This is a genomic window from Kitasatospora sp. NPDC058190 (assembly GCF_042883685.1).
Classification (GTDB): Bacteria; Actinomycetota; Actinomycetes; order Streptomycetales; family Streptomycetaceae; genus Kitasatospora.
In genome coordinates, this window is record NZ_JBHVVI010000028.1 from 25,209 (window position 1) to 43,169 (window position 17,961).

General features: G+C 72.5%; 14 protein-coding genes. 4 read left to right on the plus strand and 10 right to left on the minus strand.

What is annotated here, in order from left to right:
- Positions 1 to 149: 149 nt before the first annotated feature.
- The 3 genes from ACFVWU_RS15655 to ACFVWU_RS15665 form a co-directional block, all read right to left on the minus strand.
- Positions 150 to 1,343 (minus strand): RtcB family protein, encoded by a 1,194-nt coding sequence (locus ACFVWU_RS15655; protein ID WP_387620331.1) that lies wholly within the window; start codon positions 1,341 to 1,343, stop codon positions 150 to 152.
- 325 nt (positions 1,344 to 1,668) lie between these two features.
- The gene (locus tag ACFVWU_RS15660; RefSeq protein WP_387620441.1) at positions 1,669 to 3,033 is read right to left on the minus strand and encodes a M16 family metallopeptidase; all 1,365 of its coding nucleotides are present in this window, start codon (positions 3,031 to 3,033) and stop codon (positions 1,669 to 1,671) included.
- Between the two features lie 20 nt (positions 3,034 to 3,053).
- A complete protein-coding gene (locus tag ACFVWU_RS15665) occupies positions 3,054 to 4,388 on the minus strand; it encodes a M16 family metallopeptidase (protein WP_387620334.1) in 1,335 nt (444 codons plus the stop codon).
- A gap of 304 nt (positions 4,389 to 4,692) precedes the next feature.
- Between ACFVWU_RS15665 and ACFVWU_RS15670 the strand changes: the two genes are divergently transcribed.
- On the plus strand, positions 4,693 to 7,143 hold the full coding sequence (locus tag ACFVWU_RS15670; RefSeq protein ID WP_387620336.1) for a DNA topoisomerase (ATP-hydrolyzing) subunit A: 2,451 nt from the start codon (positions 4,693 to 4,695) through the stop codon (positions 7,141 to 7,143).
- Between the two features lie 95 nt (positions 7,144 to 7,238).
- The gene (locus ACFVWU_RS15675; protein WP_387620339.1) at positions 7,239 to 8,141 is read left to right on the plus strand and encodes a sucrase ferredoxin; all 903 of its coding nucleotides are present in this window, start codon (positions 7,239 to 7,241) and stop codon (positions 8,139 to 8,141) included.
- Between the two features lie 50 nt (positions 8,142 to 8,191).
- Here the strand turns inward: ACFVWU_RS15675 and ACFVWU_RS15680 are convergent, their stop codons facing one another.
- The 3 genes from ACFVWU_RS15680 to ACFVWU_RS15690 are packed head-to-tail and all read right to left on the minus strand — an operon-like array spanning position 8,192 to position 11,012.
- Positions 8,192 to 9,265: an ABC transporter substrate-binding protein gene (locus ACFVWU_RS15680; RefSeq protein ID WP_387620342.1), complete on the minus strand. Its 1,074-nt coding sequence runs from the start codon at positions 9,263 to 9,265 to the stop codon at positions 8,192 to 8,194.
- 36 nt (positions 9,266 to 9,301) lie between these two features.
- The gene (locus tag ACFVWU_RS15685; protein ID WP_387620444.1) at positions 9,302 to 10,168 is read right to left on the minus strand and encodes an ABC transporter permease; all 867 of its coding nucleotides are present in this window, start codon (positions 10,166 to 10,168) and stop codon (positions 9,302 to 9,304) included.
- 4 nt (positions 10,169 to 10,172) lie between these two features.
- Positions 10,173 to 11,012 (minus strand): ABC transporter ATP-binding protein, encoded by an 840-nt coding sequence (locus ACFVWU_RS15690; protein ID WP_387620344.1) that lies wholly within the window; start codon positions 11,010 to 11,012, stop codon positions 10,173 to 10,175.
- A 218-nt stretch (positions 11,013 to 11,230) separates the two neighbouring features.
- Between ACFVWU_RS15690 and ACFVWU_RS15695 the strand changes: the two genes are divergently transcribed.
- A complete protein-coding gene (locus tag ACFVWU_RS15695; protein WP_387620347.1) occupies positions 11,231 to 12,838 on the plus strand; it encodes an ATP-binding protein in 1,608 nt (535 codons plus the stop codon).
- Entirely contained in the window at positions 12,838 to 13,524 is a 687-nt protein-coding gene (locus tag ACFVWU_RS15700; protein ID WP_387620350.1) for a response regulator, read from the plus strand. The genes ACFVWU_RS15695 and ACFVWU_RS15700 overlap by 1 nt, the downstream gene beginning before the upstream one ends.
- 78 nt (positions 13,525 to 13,602) lie before the next feature.
- Here ACFVWU_RS15700 and ACFVWU_RS15705 read toward each other — a convergent pair whose 3' ends face one another.
- From ACFVWU_RS15705 to ACFVWU_RS15720, 4 genes are all read right to left on the minus strand, one after another.
- Complete coding sequence (locus tag ACFVWU_RS15705) at positions 13,603 to 15,282, minus strand: cation acetate symporter (RefSeq protein ID WP_387620352.1); 1,680 nt, start codon at positions 15,280 to 15,282, stop codon at positions 13,603 to 13,605.
- On the minus strand, positions 15,279 to 15,830 hold the full coding sequence (locus ACFVWU_RS15710; protein ID WP_387620354.1) for a DUF485 domain-containing protein: 552 nt from the start codon (positions 15,828 to 15,830) through the stop codon (positions 15,279 to 15,281). The genes ACFVWU_RS15705 and ACFVWU_RS15710 overlap by 4 nt, the downstream gene beginning before the upstream one ends.
- A gap of 127 nt (positions 15,831 to 15,957) precedes the next feature.
- Positions 15,958 to 16,674 (minus strand): response regulator, encoded by a 717-nt coding sequence (locus ACFVWU_RS15715; protein ID WP_387620357.1) that lies wholly within the window; start codon positions 16,672 to 16,674, stop codon positions 15,958 to 15,960.
- A gap of 99 nt (positions 16,675 to 16,773) precedes the next feature.
- The gene (locus ACFVWU_RS15720; protein WP_387620360.1) at positions 16,774 to 17,934 is read right to left on the minus strand and encodes a sensor histidine kinase; all 1,161 of its coding nucleotides are present in this window, start codon (positions 17,932 to 17,934) and stop codon (positions 16,774 to 16,776) included.
- Positions 17,935 to 17,961 lie beyond the last annotated feature (27 nt).

The following is a 17,961-nucleotide window of genomic DNA, read 5'->3' on the forward strand; positions in this document are numbered from 1 at the left end:
CGCGGGCGCGGCAGGCCCGGGGGTGCTCCAAAACCCCGCGAATTGGCGTGTACCAAATGCCGGGCCGAAACGCGAAATCGGCGAGCCCCCTCCCGATGATCAGGGAGGGAGCTCACCGAGCCGCGTTCGTCAGAGCCTTTCGCCGGTCGTCAACCTTTGACGCAGACGACCTGCTTCAGGTGGGCGACCACCTCGACGAGGTCCTTCTGCTGCTCGATCACCTTCTCGATCGACTTGTACGCGCCGGGGATCTCGTCCACCACGCCGCTGTCCTTGCGGCACTCCACGCCCTTGGTCTGCTCGATCAGGTCGCGCGTGGTGAACCGCTTCTTCGCCGCGTTGCGGCTCATCTTGCGGCCGGCGCCGTGCGAGGCGGAGTTGAACGCCGCCTCGTTGCCCAGGCCGCGGACGATGTAGGAGCCCGTCCCCATGGAGCCGGGGATGATCCCGTAGTCGCCACTGCCCGCCTTGATCGCGCCCTTGCGGGTCACGAGCAGTTCGACGCCGTCGTACGTCTCCTCCGAGACGTAGTTGTGGTGGCAGCTGATGACCTCGTCGAAGCCGACCTTCGCCTTGGCGAACTCGCGGCGGACGACGTCCTGGAAGAGCGCCATCATCAGGGCGCGGTTGTGCTTGGCGTACTCCTGTGCCCAGAAGAGGTCCTGGCGGTAGGCCGCCATCTGCGGGGTGTCCGCGATGAACACCGCGAGGTCCTGGTCGATCAGCCCCTGGTTGTGCGGCAGCGAGCGGGCGACGCCCATGTGGTGCTCCGCCAGCTCCTTGCCGATGTTCCGGGAGCCGGAGTGCAGCATCAGCCAGACCACGCCAGTCGTATCAACGCACAGCTCGATGAAGTGATTTCCTCCGCCGAGCGTCGCCATCTGCTGCATCGCCCGCTCACGGCGCCACTTGACGTCCTCCGCCACCCCGTCGAAGCGCTGCCAGAAGTCGTCCCAGCCCGCCGCGCGGAAGCCGTGCAGCTTGGTCGGGTCGACCGGGTCGGTGTGGAGGCCCCGGCCGACCGGGATGGCCTGCTCGATCTTGGAGCGCAGGCGGGACAGGTCGTCCGGGAGGTCCTTGGCGGTGAGCGAGGTCTTCACCGCGCTCATCCCGCAGCCGATGTCGACGCCGACGGCCGCCGGGCAGACCGCGCCCTTCATGGCGATGACGGAGCCGACGGTCGCGCCCTTGCCCAGGTGGACGTCGGGCATCACGGCGAGGCCGTGCAGCCAGGGCAGGGAGCTGATGTTGCGCAGCTGCTGCATGGCCGCGCCCTCGACCGTCGCCGGGTCGGTCCACATCCGGATCGGCACCCGGATCCCGGGCACCTCGGTGTACGTCATGGTTGAACGACCTCCATGGGTCGGGTGGTTCAGGAGAGATGAGAGTGCCGCGCGAAGAATCCCGGCGTGGCTCGGGGAAGTTCAGAAGCGGGTGCGCTCAGGCAGCCGGAGCGGAACAGGGGAGATACGGCCTTGGGGAGCGTCGTCGTATGGCTCGCTCGACCCGCATGGTGACCGCCTCCCTTCGTTCGTCGCAGTTCGCACGTGTTGTGCGTCGGGGAACATCTATCCATGGAACGGGCTGGGCCCGCAACGGATTTAAAAACGCGTCCGGCCCGGCGGAGCGAGTGCGCTCCACCGGGCCGGACGACAACGACAGCGGGCGTCAGCTGACGACGGTGACCTCGCCGATCCCGAGCGCCCGCACGTCCGCCTCGATCGCGGCGGCGTCGCCGACCAGGACGGTGACCAGGCGGTCCGGCGGGAAGGCCGCGACCACGGCCTCGGTGGCCGCGGTGGTGGGCAGTTCGGCGAGCTGCCGGTAGACCTCGGCCTGGTAGTCGTCGGCGAGCTGCTGCTCGACCTGGTCGGCCAGGGTGCCGGCGACCGAGCCTGCGGTCTCGTACTTCAGCGGCGCGACGCCGACCAGGAACTGCACGGCCTCGTCGCGCTCGGCGTCGGTGAGGCCCTCGGCGGCGAGGGTGCGCAGGATGGTCCAGGTGTCGGCGAGCGCGGGCGCGGTGGAGGCGGTGTCCACCGAGCCGCTGATGGCCAGCAGCGCGCGCCCGCTGGCGTCGGCGGCGGAGCGCAGCGGCTGGGCGAAGGCCCGCACGCCGTAGGTGTAGCCCTTCTCCTCGCGCAGGACGCGGTCGAGGCGGGAGGTGAGGGTACCGCCGAGGCAGTAGGTGCCGAGGATCTGGGCTGCCCAGACCGGGTCGTGGCGGTCGGGCCCGATCCGGCCGATGAGCAGCTGGGTCTGGACGGAGCCGGGGCGGTCGACGATGACGACGCGGCCGCGGTCGTCGCCGGTGACGGGGGCGTGCGCGGAGGGCTCGGCGGCGGAGCCGGTCCAGGTGCCGAGGGTGCTCTCCAGCAGGGCGGGCAGCTCGACGCCGGTGAGGTCGCCGACCACGACGACGGTGCTGGTGGCCGGGCGCACGTGGGCCTCGTAGAAGGCCTTGACGGCGGCGCGGTCGATCGGCTTGACGGTCTCGGCGGTGCCGCTGCGGGGCCGGGAGAGGCGGTCGGCGGCGTCGAAGAGCTCGGCGTAGAGGGCCTTGGCGGCGCGTCGGGCGGGGTTGGCCTGCTCGTGGACGATCTCGTCCAGACGGTTGGCGACCAGCCGCTCGATCTCCTCCGCGGGGAGGGCGGGGGCGCGCAGGGCGTCGGCGAGCAGGGTGAGGCCGCGCTGGAGCCGGGAGGCGGGGACCTCCAGGGAGACCCGGATGCACGGGTGGTCGGCGTGGGCGTCGAGGGTGGCACCGGCGCGCTCGAGTTCGGCGGCGAACTCCTCGGCGGTGAGGGTGTCGGTGCCCTCGTTGAGGGCGCGGGCGAGGATGGCGGCGATGCCGTCGAGGCCCTCGGGTTCGGCGGCGAGCGGGGCGTCGAGGAGGACCTCGACGGCGACCAGCTGCTGGCCGGGCCGGTGGCAGTGCAGGACGGTGATGCCGTTGCCGAGGGCGGAGCGCTCGGGGGCGGGGAACGCCCACGGGCTGGGGGTGCCCGGCTGGGGCTGGGGGTGGAAGGTCATCGCGGGGACGTAGTCGGTGCTCATACGGCGGCACCCTCCTCTTCGGAAGCGGCGTCGGAAGCGGCGGCGGTCGGCTCGTAGACGAGGACGGCCCGGTTGTCGGGGTGGAGCCGGGCCTTGGCGACGGCCTGGACCTCTTCGGCGGTGACGTCGAGGACCTTGGGGAGGGCGTCGTTCAGCAGCTTGGGGTCGCCGAACAGGACGGCGTAGCGGCAGAGTTCGTCGGCGCGGCCGGCGACGGTGGTGAGCCGGTCGAGCCACTCGCGCTCGATCTGGGCCTGGGCACGCTCGAGCTCCTCCGGGGTGGGGCCCTCGGCGGCGAAGCGGGCGAGCTCCTCGTCCACGGCGGCGTCGATCTGCTGGATGGTGGCGTCGCCGGAGGTCTTGACGTCGAGCCAGCCGAGGCTGGGGGCGCCGGCGAGGCGCAGCAGGCCGAAGCCGGCGGCGACGGCGGTGCGGTCGCGGCGGACGAGCCGGTTGTAGAGGCGGCTGGACTCGCCGCTGCCGAGGATGGTGAGCGCGAGGTCGGCGGCGTCGGCCTCCCGGGTGCCGTCGTGCGGCAGGCGGTAGGCGGCCATCAGGGCGCGGGAAGGGACGTCCTCGTGGATCTCCTCGCGCAGTTCGCGGCCGATGGTGTCGGGGAGTTCGCCGGAGCGCGGGGGCTGCTTGCCGTCGTGGCCGGGGATGGAGCCGAAGTACTTCTCGACCCAGGCGATGGTCTGCTCGGGGTCGATGTCGCCGACGACGGACAGCACGGCGTTGTTGGGCGCGTAGTAGGTGCGGAAGAACGCGCGGGCGTCCTCCAGGGTGGCCGCGTCCAGGTCGGCCATGGAGCCGATCGGGGTGTGGTGGTACGGGTGGCCGTCGGGGAAGGACAGCGCGGTGAGCTTCTCGAAGGCGGTGCCGTACGGGACGTTGTCGTAGCGCTGGCGGCGCTCGTTCTTGACGACGTCGCGCTGGTTCTCCATGGACGTCTCGTCGAGGGCGGCGAGCAGCGAGCCCATCCGGTCGGCCTCCAGCCAGAGGGCGAGCTCCAGCTGGTGGGCGGGCATGGTCTCGAAGTAGTTGGTGCGCTCGAAGCTCGTGGTGCCGTTGAGCGAGCCGCCGGCGCCCTGGACGAGTTCGAAGTGGCCGTTGTTGGAGACGTTGGCCGAGCCCTGGAACATCAGGTGCTCGAAGAGGTGGGCGAGGCCGGTACGCCCCTTGACCTCGTGCCGGGAGCCCACGTCGTACCAGAGGCAGACCGCGGCGACCGGGGTGAGGTGGTCCTCGGAGAGGACGACCCGCAGGCCGTTGGCCAGGCGGTGCTCGGTGATGGCGATGCCTCGGCTGGAGGCGGGGGCCGGGTTGGCCATGCGCTCGGGTCCTTCCCGTCGTCGATGTCGGGGTTCGTGTGGCGTCCCCCATTGTGGTGCAACGCGCGGAAGGTGTGTTTGTGTCCGCGCGGACGGGGCGTTCGCCAGGGGCGGAAGAGGGCCGCTGACCGGGAGTGTCGGCGCGAGGGTCCACAATGGGGGCGCCGTCCCCTGTTGACGGCGCCCGGTTGACGGGTCCGACGACAGGGCGGGGAGCAGGACGGCGACGCCCGTCCGACCGACCGACGACGGCCGACGATCGACCGACGACACAGCCAGCGACACGTAAGGGAGCCCCGCCGCGATGGCCCGCCGCAGTTCGCAGACCCCGCCGCCCGGAGACTTCGAGGAGCGGATCCTCGATGTCGACGTCGTGGACGAGATGCAGGGCTCCTTCCTGGAGTACGCCTACTCGGTGATCTACTCGCGTGCGCTGCCCGACGCGCGGGACGGTCTGAAGCCGGTGCACCGCCGGATCCTGTACCAGGCCAACGAGATGGGCCTGCGCCCGGACCGCGCGCACGTGAAGTGCGCGCGCGTGGTGGGCGAGGTGATGGGTCGGCTGCACCCGCACGGTGACGCGTCGATCTACGACTCGGTGGTGCGCATGGCGCAGCCGTTCTCGATGCGGCTGCCGCTGATCGACGGGCACGGCAACTTCGGTTCGCTGGGCAACGACGACCCGCCGGCCGCGATGCGCTACACCGAGTCGCGGCTGACGGCGGCGTCGATGGCGATGGTGGAGTCGATCCACGAGGACACCGTCGACTTCGGGCCGAACTACGACGGCAGTGAGCAGGAGCCGCTGGCGCTGCCGGCCGCGTTCCCGAACCTGCTGGTGAACGGCGCGACGGGCATCGCGGTGGGCATGGCGACGAACATGCCGCCGCACAACCTGTCCGAGGTGGTGGCTGCGGCCCGGCACCTGATCAAGCACCCGAACGCGGACCTGGACACGCTGATGCGGTTCGTGCCCGGTCCGGACCTGCCGACGGGCGGGCGAATCGTGGGCCTGTCGGGGATCCGGGACGCGTACGAGTCGGGCCGCGGCACCTTCAAGATCCGGGCGACGGCGACGGTGGAGTCGGTGACGGCCCGCCGCAAGGGCATCGTGGTGACCGAGCTGCCGTACAACGTCGGCCCGGAGAAGGTCATCTCGAAGATCAAGGACCTGGTCAACGCGAAGAAGCTGCAGGGCATCGCGGACGTCAAGGACCTGACCGACCGCGAGCACGGGCTGCGGCTGGTGATCGAGGTGAAGAACGGCTTCGTGCCGGAGGCGCTCCTGGAGCAGCTGTACAAGCTGACGCCGATGGAGGAGACCTTCGGCATCAACAACGTGGCGCTGGTGGACGGCCAGCCGCTGACGCTCGGGCTGAAGGAACTGCTGGAGGTCTACGTCGACCACCGCTTCACCGTGGTGCGCCGGCGCAGCGACTTCCGCCGGCGCAAGCGCGAGGAGCGGCTGCACCTGGTCGAGGGTCTGCTGGTGGCGCTCGTCGACATCGACGAGGTCATCGCGATCATCCGGTCGAGTGACAACGCACAGCAGGCGAAGGAGCGCCTGATGGAGCGCTTCTCGCTGTCGGAGACGCAGACGGCGTACATCCTGGACACCCCGCTGCGGCGGCTGACCCGGTTCGACCGGGTGGAGCTGGAGCAGGAGAAGGCGAAGCTGACCGCGGAAATCGCGGAGCTGACCGAGATCCTGGAGTCGGACACCCGGCTGCGCAGCGTGGTGTCGTCCGAACTGGGCGCGGTGGCCAAGCAGTTCGGGACGGAGCGGCGCACGGTCCTGCTGGAGGCGGGGGCGGCCCCGGCGGCGGCGCTGGCCGTGCCGCTGGAGGTCGCGGACGACCCGTGCCGGGTGCTGCTGTCCTCGACGGGGCTGCTGGCGCGCACCGCGGACGGCGAGCCGTTCGAGGTGTCGGAGAAGCGCTCCAAGCACGATGTGATCGTGTCGGCGGTGCACGCGACGGCGCGCGCGGACGTGGGCGTGGTGACGTCGGCGGGCCGGGTGCTGCGGCTGCCGGTGATCGACCTGCCGGCGCTGCCGCCCACGCCGTCGCCGACGCTGGCCGGCGGTGCGGCGGTGGACGAGTTCCTGCGGCTGGAGGCCGGGGAGCGGGTGCTCGGGCTGACCACGCTGGACGAGTCCTCGCCGGGCCTGGCGCTGGGCACGGTGCAGGGCGTGGTGAAGCGGGTGGTGCCGGAGTGGCCGGCGAACAAGGACGAGTTCGAGGTGATCGCTCTCAAGGAGGGTGACGAGCTGGTGGGCGCGGTCGAACTGCGCACCGGCGAGGAGGACCTGGTCTTCATCGCGTCGGACGCCCAGCTGCTGCGCTACCCGGCGGGCCAGGTCCGTCCGCAGGGCCGCCCGGCGGGTGGCATGGCGGGCATCAAGCTGTCGGATGGCGCCCGGGTGCTGTCGTTCACGGCGGTCGACCCGGCCGCGGACGCGGTGGTGGTCTCGGTGGCGGGGGCTTCGGGCACCCTCGCCGGTGACGAGCAGACCAGCTGGAAGGTCACCCCGTTCGAGCAGTACCCGCGCAAGGGCCGTGCCACCGGCGGCGTCCGCTGCCAGCGCTTCCTGCGCGGCGAGGACGGCCTGACCTTCGCCTGGGCCGGCGCCGCTCCGGCCCGCGCCGCCACGGCCAAGGGCGCCCCGGTCGACCTGCCGGAGCGCGACCCGCGCCGCGACGGCTCGGGCACCCCGGTGACCACTCCGATCGCCGTGGTCGCCGGCCCGGCGTAGCGGGAGGGAGCCCGAGGAGGGCGGGGTGCCTGCGGGCTCCCCGCCCTCCTCGGGCTCCCGGACCGGGCCGAACCGCTGAGGGTAGCCTTACGCGGGTGAGCACCTGTGCGACCGTGTCGCGTGAACTTTCGGAGCCGCTGACCGCCACGGCCGCGGTGGCGACCACCTGGCTGCTGCTGGAGCAGAACGGCCCGTGGGGCGCGAAGGCGCTGCGGGAGAGCCACCTCGACCCCGCGACCGGACGCGCGCTGGAGGAGGCCACGGCGGGGACCGGGGTGCGGATCGCGCTGATCCGGCGACCGGGCCGGCACGCGGACTGCCTGCCGACGACGCGGCACGAGGTGGTCGTGGCGCACACGGTGCCGGGCCGCGGCTGGGTGCGCCGGGCGCAGGTGGCCGATCCGGCCGAGCTGCTGGAGCTGGACTTCGCGGCGCTGGGGGTCGGCGACCACACGGGTTTCGGGGTGGAGCACGTCGGCGGCCCGCTGGCGCTGGTGTGCACCAACGGCCGCCGGGACCGCTGCTGCGCGTTGCTGGGCCGTCCGCTGGCGGCGGAGCTGGCGGCGGCCGGGCACAGCGAGGTGTGGGAGGTGACCCACCTGGGCGGGCACCGGTTCGCCCCGACGATGCTGGTGCTGCCGTACGGCTACGCGTACGGGCGGCTGACGGCGGAGACCGCCAAGGAGGTACTGGCCGCGACGGCTGCCGGACACATGGTGCCGGAGTGGGCCCGGGGCTGCTCGGGCTGGGAGCGTCCGGGCCAGGCGGCGGAGCACGCGGTGCGGCTGGCGACCGGCGAGACCGGGGTGGACGCGCTGACCCTGGCCCAGCGGCCGGACGGCGAGGGCCGCTGGCTGGTCCGGGTGATCCACCGGGACGGCCGGGCCTGGGAGGTGGACGTGATCGAGACGGTGAGCGAGCCGGCGCGTCCGGAGAGCTGCGGCAAGGCGGCGGGGACGCCCTCGCGGATGGACGTGCTGTCCGTACGGGGCGTGTAGCGGCCCCGCGCCCGTGGGGGTGAGCGCGGGACCGCGGCGGCGGCAGGGCCTCAGCCGGTGGCCTTGCCGACGAACTCCGTGGTGTAGGTCTTGGACAGGTCGACCGTCCCCTCCTTGCCCTTGACGTCGGGGTGGAAGGCGGCGAGCACCGCGAGCACCGTCCTGGGGCCGTCGGCCGGCATCACCCCGTCGGTGGTGAACATCGGCAGGGTCGACTTGATCGCCGCCGCGTACTGCTCGGCGCCGCCCTGCGCGTAGTCGGCGGGCATCTTCGCGGCGATCTCCTCCGGGGTGTGGGTGGACATCCACTTGAGGGTCTTCACGAAGGCGTTGGTGAGCTTCTGGGTGGTGTCCCGGTTCTTCTCCACCCACTCGGTGTTCATGTACAGCGAGGACGAGGGGTAGAGCCCGCCGAGCGCCTGGCGCGAGCCCTCGGGGGTGCGCATGTCGTAGAGGATCTTGCCGAGGCCCTTGTCGAGGACGTTGGCGACGGTCGGGTCGGTGGTCATCCCGGCGTCGATGCTGCCCTGCTGGAGCGCGGCGATGAAGGTCTGGCCGGCGCCGACCGCGATCGGGCTGAAGTCGCTCACGGCGGCGCCGTTCTTGACCGCGAGGTACTTGGTGAGGAAGTCGGTGGAGGAACCGATGCTGGTGACACCGAGCTTCCTGCCCTTGAAGTCGGCGCCGGACCTGATCGCGTCGGCCTGCTTGGTGGAGACCAGCTCGACCTCTCCGGGCGCCTGGGCGAACTGCACCACGGACTCGACGTGCTTGCCCTTGGCCTGCAGGTCGATGGTGTGGTCGTAGAAGCCGACGGCTCCCTGGACGTCGCCGGCCAGCAGGGCGGTGGTGGCGTTGACGCCGGCCGGCTCGCTCATCAGCTCGACGTTGACGCCGGCGTCGGCGAAGTAGCCGAGCCGCTGGGTGAGCATCGCGGGCAGGTAGATGACCTTGTCCAGGCCACCGACCATGATCTTGACCTTGGGTCCGTCGACCTGCCGACCGGCCGGGGCGGCGGCGCCGTGGGTGGAGGTGGCGGCGTCGTTGGCGCAGGCGGAGAGCGGGAGGAGCAGCACGGCGGCGAGGGCGGCGACCGCCGCTCTGCCTGTCGGGTTCGGGCGCATGGGTGGGGGTGCCTCTCTTACGGACGGGAAAGGGGGTCAGCGGCCGTCGCCCGCGTCCGCGGGCTTCCAGCGGAACAGCTTCTTCTCGGCGTAGGTCAACAGCCCCTCGGTCACCAGGGCGACGACCGCGAGGATGGTCATGGCCGCGTACACCCCGGCCGCGTTGAAGGTGCCCTGGGCGGCGGCGACCATCAGGCCCAGGCCCTTGGTGGCGCCGATGTACTCGCCGACGATCGCGCCGATCAGCGCGAAGCCGAAGCTGACGTGCAGGCTGGTGAAGATCCAGGTGGTGGCGGCGGGGATGACCACCTGCAGGGTGACCCTGCGGTTGTCGGCGCCGAGGATGCGGGCGTTGGCGACGAGGTTGCGGTCCACCTCGCGGGCGCCCTGGAAGGCGTTGAAGAACACCGGGAAGAACACCAGCACCACCGCGGAGGCGACCTTGGAGGCCGGACCGAGGCCGAACCAGATGAGGAAGATCGGGGCGAGCACGATCCGCGGGATGGCGTTGAGCACCTTGATGTACGGCCCGAACACATCGGCCAGGAAGCGGATCCGGCCGAGCGCGATGCCCAGCAGCACACCGCCGATGACGCCCAGCACCCAGCCGGTGAGGGCCTCGTACAGGGTGTAGCCGATCTGCTCGCCGAGCGAGCCCTGCGCGGTGCCGTGGGTGACCCACTGCCGGATCTGGTCCCAGATCCTCGACGGCTGTGAGAAGTTGAACGGGTCGATGACGTTCGTCCGGGCGCACACCTCCCACAGTCCGAGGAAGGCGATCAGCACCCCGACCCGGGCTCCGTAGACGCCCAACTTCCGGTTGCGGGCGGCCCGTTCACGGGCCTCGGTTCTCGTCGTGACGGCCGCGGACTTCCCCGCCACGGCCGACGCGGTCTCGGACACGCTCTCAAGCGGCACGACCCGCTCCTCTCTCCCGGGTGATGCGCACCTCTTCGCCGAGCGAGGCCCAGATCTCGCGGTACAGCTGGACGAACCTCGGTTCCAGCCGGACGGCCTCCACGGTGCGCGGTCGTGGCAGGTCGACGGTGAAGACCTCCTTGACGGTGGCCGGCCCGGCGGTCATCACCACGACGCGGTCGGCGAGCGCGATGGCCTCGTCCAGGTCGTGGGTGACGAAGATGACCGAGGCCGCGCTCTTGGAGGCTGCGTCCCCGGAAGAGCCCGTCCCCGCCCACAGCTCCAGCAGCTGGTCGGACATCAGGGCGCGGGTCTGCACGTCCAGCGCCGAGAACGGCTCGTCCATCAGCAGGATCGCCGGGTCGTTGACGAAGGTCTGGGCGAGCGCGACCCGCTTGCGCATGCCGCCGGAGAGCTGGTGCGGGTAGCGGTCCTCGAAGGCGGCCAGGCCGACCCGGCCCAGCCAGTCCCGGGCCCGCTCCCTGGCCTCGGCGGTCGGCACGCCGCGGAAGCGCGGGCCGGCCATGACATTGGACAGCACGGTGCGCCAGGGGAAGACGGCGTCCTGCTGGAAGACGAACCCGACCTGGGAGTGGATCCCGCGCACGGGCTCGCCGTGCACCCGGACCTCACCCTCGGTGGGCTCCTCCAGGCCGCTGACCAGGGTCAGCGTGGTGGACTTGCCGCAGCCGGTGGGGCCGACGACGGCGACGAACTCGCCTTGGGCGACGGTCAGATCGAGATCGCGGACGGCGGTGTGCAGGGCCCCGGAGGGGGTGCGGAAGCGTTTCGTCGCGCCGGTCAGCTCGATCGCCGGGGTGTTGGTCATGCTTTGCCTCCCGGGTCAGTGCTTGCCCCGGAAAGGTAGGAGCGGGCCCGGCCCCGGCGGGAGCCTTCTTCGCGTAGTGCGGCTTCTCCGCATTGAGGGGTGTTCTGCTCGTTTTGCTTCCGCTACAACTGCGGGGACGCGGCTGACAGAAACACGGCGGAAACATAGGGTGTCCCAACCCCGCCCGCACCACCCGCAGCCGCCGAGAGGAGGCCCGGATGAAGCTCCCCCGCTGGCCCCGCCGGGTCTTCGCGCAACTGCTGCTGAGCCAGACCGTCGTCACCGTCGGCGTCACCACGGTGACGGCCGGGCTGTTCCTGGCCCCGGTCAGCAGCGAGCTGGACCACGACGCGATGCAGCGCGCGCTGTCCATCGCCCAGGCCACCGCCACCGACGAGACCATCGCCCGGGCCGCCGCCGCCCGCGACGTGGTCACCGCCCAGCGCAACGCCGAGCAGATCCGGCTGGCCACCGGCGCCAGCTTCGTGGTGGTCACCGACCTGGACGGGATCCGCCTCTCGCATACCGACCCGGGCCGGATCGGCCACCGGGTCAGCACCGACCCGGAGCCCGCCCTCAGCGGCCGCAGCGTCACCGCGATCCAGCAGGGCACCCTGGGCCGCACCGCCCGCGGCAAGGTGCCGCTGCGGATGGCGGACGGCCGGATCGTCGGCGAGGTGTCGGTCGGCATCAGCGACGACTCGATCCGCCGCCGTCTGCTGAAGATGCTCACCGGCATCCTGCTGTGCGCCGGCGCGGGCCTGGCCGCCGGCACCGTCGCCACCCTCGCGCTGGCCCGCCGGCTCAAGCGCCGTACCCACAACATCGCGCTCGCCGACATCTCCGCGCTGCTGGTCGAACGCGAGGCGATGCTGCACGGCATCCGCGAGGGCATGGTGGCGCTGGACGAGCGCGGCCGGATCCGGCTGGCCAACGACGAGGCCGTCCGGCTGCTCGGCCTGCCCGAGGACTGCACCGGCCGCCCGATCGCCGAGGTGCTGCCGCCGGGCCGGCTGACCGACGTGCTGACCGGCCGGATCACCGGCACCGACCTGCCGGCCGTCCGGGACGACCGGGTGCTGGTGGTGAACCGGATGGCCACGGCCTCGGGCGGGCCCGAGGGCGGCGCGGTGGTGACGCTGCGCGACCGCACCGAGCTGGAGTCGCTGGTCCGCGAGCTGGACACCACCCGCAGCCTGACCGAGGCGCTGCGCGCCCAGGACCACGAGCACGCCAACCGGATGCACACCCTGCTCGGCCTGCTGGAGCTCGGCCGCCACGAGCAGGCGGTCGCGTTCATCTCCGAGCAGTCCGGCTCGCACGCCGTGGTCGCCGCCAAGATCGCCGAACAGGTGCAGGACCCCCATGTGGCGGCCCTGCTGGCGGGCAAGACGGCAGTGGCCGGCGAGCGCGGGATGCGGCTGGTGCTGGCCCCGGCAACCCACCTGCCGGACGCGGTGGTGGACGCCCGGGCGCTGGTGACGGTGCTCGGCAACCTGGTCGACAACGCGGTGGACGCCCTGGCGCCCGCCGGGGGCGGGCAGGTGGAGGTGACGCTGGCGGCGGCCGGCTCCACGCTGCTGCTGCAGGTCGCGGACAGCGGCCCGGGGGTACCGGAGGAGCTGCGCGAGCAGGTCTTCGAGGAGGGGTGGACCAGCAAGGAGGCGCCCGCGCACCGTCCGCGCGGGCTGGGCCTGGCGATGGTGCGGCGGCTGGTCGAACGCACCGGCGGCCGGATCGTGCTCGACACCGGCCCGCTCGGCGGCGCCCGGTTCACCGTCGAGCTGCCCGAGGCCCTGCTCACCACTCAGCTCGTGGAGGCGTGATGATCGACGTACTCGTGGTGGACGACGACTTCCGGGTCGCGGACGTGCACGCCGCGTACGTGGCCAAGGTCCCGGGCTTCCGGGTCACGGGCACCGCGCACTCGGCCGGGGAGGCGCTGGCCGCGCTGGAGCGCCGCCCGGTGGACCTGCTGCTGCTCGACCACCACCTGCCGGACGAGACCGGCCTGGCCCTGGTCCGGCGCCTGCGGGAACGCCAGGTGGCCTGCGACGTGATGATGGTGACCGCGGCCCGGGACGTCTCCACCGTCCACGCCGCGATGCAGCACGGCGCACTGCAGTACCTGGTCAAGCCGTTCACCTTCGCCGGGCTGCGGGACAAGCTGGTCTCGTACGCCCAGCTGCGGCACGCGCTGACCGCACCGGCCCGGGAGGCCGGCCAGGACGAGGTGGACCGGCTGTTCGCGACCCTGCGCAGCGTCTCCGCCCCGGCCGGTGCGCTGCCGAAGGGGCACTCGGCGCCGACCACCGACCTGGTGCTGGGCGTGCTGCGCCGGGCGGGCCGGCCGTTGTCCGCCCAGGAGGTCGCCGACGCCACCGGGCTCAGCCGCTCGACGGCGCAGCGCTACCTCAAGCAGCTGGAACGGGACAACCGGCTGCGGCTGACCCTCCGCTACGGCGACACCGGCCGCCCGGAGCACCGCTACGGACTGGCCGCCAGGGCGTAGCCCGGCACGCGGACACCGGGGAACCCCGGCGGCCCCAGGCCCGCCGGGGTTCCCCGGGCGCGACGCTCAGGGCAAGCCCTAGGCCGCGCCCGCACCGGTGAGGGCACGCACCTCCAGCTCGGCGAAGCGGTCCGCGTCGGCGGGCTCGGGCGAGGTGAGCGTCCCGAGCCAGCCGGCCAGGAAGCCGAGCGGGATGGAGACGATGCCGGGGTTCTCCAGCGGGAACCAGTGGAAGTCGACGCCTGGGAACAGCGCCGCCGTGGAACCGGAGACCACCGGCGAGAAGAACACCAGCACGATCGCCGGGACCAGACCGCCGTACACCGACCAGACCGCGCCCCGGGCGGTGAACCGCGACCAGAACAGGCTGTACAGCAGCACCGGCAGGTTGGAGGAGGCGGCCACCGCGAAGGCCAGACCGACCAGGAAGGCGACGTTCATCTGCTGGGCATACAGGCTGATCACGATCGCGACCGCGCCGATCCCGGCGGCGGCGAACCGGGCGACCACCACCTCCTGCTGCTCGCTGGGCTTCTCCGTGACCTCGGCCGCACGGCCGCGACGCGGGTGGCCGCGCCAGGCGCCCGCCCAGATGTCGTGGGCGAAGGCCGCCGAGGAGGCCAGGGTCAGCCCGGCGACCACGGCGAGGATGGTGGCGAAGGCGATCGCCGAGATCAGTGCGAACAGCACCACCCCGCCGGTGCTGCCGTTGCCACCGCCGAGCACCAGGGCGAGCAGCGGGACGGCGGTGTTCCCGGCCGGGTTGGCGTGCCGCACCTCGGCCGAGCCGACCAGTGCGGAGGCACCGAGGCCGAGCGCGATGGCCATCAGGTAGAAGCCGCCGACCAGCCCGATCGCCCACATCGTGGAGCGGCGGGCGGCCCGCGCGGTGGGCACGGTGTAGAAGCGGGACAGGATGTGCGGCAGGCCGGCGGTGCCCAGCACCAGTGCCAGGCCCAGACTGAAGAAGTCCAGCCGGCTGGTGAAGGTGGCGCCGTACTTCAGGCCCGGTTCGAGGTAGCGGTGCCCGGCGCCGCTGTGCTGGGCGGCCTGGCGCATCAGCTCGAACAGGTCGCCGTGGAAGCGGACCACCAGCAGCACGGTGAGCAGCACCGAGCCGGCGATCAGCAGGAAGGCCTTGACGATCTGGATCCAGGTGGTGGCCCGCATCCCGCCGACCGTGACGTAGACGATCATCAGGGCGCCGACGGCGATGATGGTCCAGGTCCGGGCCTGCGAGCTGTTGGTGCCGAGCAGCAGGGCGACCAGCGAGCCGGCGCCGACCATCTGGGCGACCAGGTAGAGCAGGGTGACCACGACGCTGGCACCGCCGGCGGCCGCGCGCACCCTGCGGCGGCGCAGCCGCAACGCGAGCACGTCGGCGAGGGTGTACCGGCCGGCGTTGCGGACGAGTTCGGCGACCAGCATCAGCACGACCAGCCAGGCGACCAGGAACCCGATGCTGTAGAGCACGCCGTCGTACCCGTACAGGGCGATCAGTCCGGCGACGCCGAGGAAGGAGGCGGCGGAGAGGTAGTCGCCGGAGAGGGCGAAGCCGTTCTGCAGCGGGGTGAAGTCGCGGCCGCCGACGTAGAAGTCCTCGGCGGCGTTGCCCTGGCGGCCGACCCAGAGGGTGATGCCCAGGGTGACCAGGACGATGACGGCGAACAGCACGATCGCCAGGTCGTGGTGGTCGCCGGTGGGGGCGACGGGCGGCGGGGTGGCGGCTGTCGTCACCGCGTTCATCAGGGTCGTCATCGCAGCTGGTCCTGGGTGTCCCAGCGCAGGCCCAGGGCGGCGCGGTCGCGCTTGGTCCGGGCGTTGCGGGCGTAGAGCCAGGTGAGCAGGAAGGTGGTGGCGAACTGCAGCAGACCGAGCAGCCAGGCCACGTTGAGCGGGCCGACCACCCGGCTGCGCATCACGCCGGGGGCGACGGCCTCGGCGGCGACGTACACCAGGTACCAGCCGAGGAATGCGCCGCTGACCGGGAAGACGAACACCCGGTAGCTGCGCCGGATGTCCTGGAAGGCCGCGCTGGCCTGGACCGACCGGTAGACCTCGGTGCTGTCGGTGGTGCTCGGTGGCGCCGACGGACCCTGCGGCACGACGGCCGGGGCGAGCGGCGGGGCCACCGACTCGGGGGCGGCGGCCGACTGGGCGGCGGCCGTACGGGTGGGCACCGGCTGGGCCGGTACGGCCGTTCGGCGGGGTGCGGCAGCCGACTCGGACGCGGTGGCGGCGGCCGGAGCGGCCCACCAGTCGGTTCGCTGCCCCTGGCCGGGACTGCTGGTCTGCTGCTGTGGCACTGCTGCTCCTGGGCCGGGCCGGGCGTTCTGACCCGAACCATCATGGAGGCCACCGGACACCGCCCCTGACCATCGCAGATACGTTCACCCGATGAGGTGGTCGATCATCTGACGGACGCTCATCCGACTACTGCTGCATACCGGTGATTCCGTGGCGGAAGGCGTACGCGACGGCCTGCGCCCGGTCCCGCACCGCCGTCTTGGCGAACAGGTTGTTGATGTGCGTCTTCACGGTGGCCTGGCTGACGAACAACCGCTGGGCGATCTCGGTGTTGGAGAGCCCCTCGGCGATCAGCGCGAGCACTTCGGCCTCCCGCACGGTCAGCCCGTCCGGCAGCTCCCCGGACCGGGCGGCGGGCCGCTCCCCGGACCTGGCGGCGGGCCGCTCGGCGGTCGGCGCGGGCTGGGCCGGCTTCTCGGAAAGCCGTTCCAGCAAGCGGAGTTGGACCTGTGGGGAGAGACCGGCCGCACCCGCGCGGACGTCCGCGATGGCCTTGGCGATCTCCTCACCGCCGGCGTCCTTGGTGAGGTAGCCGCGCGCACCGGCCTGCAGAGCCGGGAACAGCGAGTCGTCGTCGGCGTAGGTGGTGAGCACCACGACCTCGGTCTCCGGGTGGGCGGCCCGGATCCGCCTCGTCGCCTCGACACCGTCCACCCGCGGCATCCGGAGGTCCATCAGCACCACGTGCGGGTGATGACGCTCCACCAGGGCCACGGCCTCCTCCCCGTCCGCCGCCGCGCCGACCACCTCGATGCCGGGCAGCAGCCCCAGCAGCATCACGATGCCCTCGCGCACCACGGTCTGGTCGTCCGCCACCAGCACCCTGGTGACCGTCCCGCTCATGCGCCCACCTCGCTACGCTCGCTCACGCGCCCACCTCACAGCGCCCGGCGGTCGCATCGCGGAATCCGCACCTCCCGATGATGGGTTCGCCGCGCTCACTCATTCCGGCACCCGCAACAGCACGCGCCATCCTCCGTCCTCCGGGCCCGCCAGCAGGGTGCCGCCGAGCAGTTCCGCGCGTTCGCGCATCCCCAGCAGACCGTACCCGCTGCCGCTGTCGGCCAGCTCTCCGGAGGACTCGCCGCGCGGCGCCCGGGTGTTGCGCACCTCCAGCTCCACCGCCCCGTCCAGGTAGCGCAGTTCGACGGTGCACCGGGCACCGGGCGCGTGCTTGCGGACGTTGGTCACCGCCTCCTGCGCGGTGCGCCGCACCGCCAGTCCGGCCTCGGCGGCCAGCGGCCGGGGCGTACCGCTGACGGTGAGCACGGCCCGCTCGCGCTCGGTCAGCTCCACCAGGAACTCGCCGACCGCAGTGAACTCCCCGCGCAGCGCGGACAGCGCCTGCCGGGTCTCGGCCAGGCCGTCCTGCGCCATCCGCCGGGCGGCGACGACCCGTTCGCGGATCTGCTCGCGGTCGGTCCCGGCGTCCAGCATCAGCCGGGCCGCCTCCAGGTGGACCAGCTGCGCGGAGAGGCTGTGGGCGAGCACGTCGTGGATCTCCCGGGCGATCCTGGCCCGTTCGGCGAGCGCCGCGCTCTCCGCCTCGGCGGCCCGCGCGGCGCGCTCCTGGGCGAGCAGCCTGCGGGCGGTGCCGCGCGCCTCGATGTCCAACCGCAGCAGGAAGCCGACCAGGACAGAACCGCCGACGGTGGCGGAGATGCTGAGCCAGCTCGCCGGGGAAGCCATCGCGTAGGAGCCCAGCGCGGCCGCCGCGGCGAGCAGCGCGGGCGCGGGCGGCAGCCGGATCAGGGCCGTCACGGCCAGCCCGATCCAGAGGGTGTCGGCCAGCGTGTAGGCCAGTCCCCAGTTGGCGAGCCAGGCGGCTCCGACCAGGGCGACGGCCAGCAGGTACGAGGCTGCCGGGCGCTGCTCCCGGGTTGCCCGCAGGTACAGCGCACAGAGTGCGACGGCCGCGGCGAGTCCGGCCGCCGCGGCCGCCACCGCCCAGCCGGAGTACTTGCCACCGGAGAAGGTGCCCCAGCCGATGACGACCAGCAGGACGGTCCGGCCGAACATCGCGAGGACCCGCCGCGGCCGGCTCTCGGCCTCGCGCTCCAGCCCTTCGCGGGACTGCCAGCGGGTCCAGTACCACCCGGGCAAGGGTTCCTCCTCGGTGCTCACGGCGGT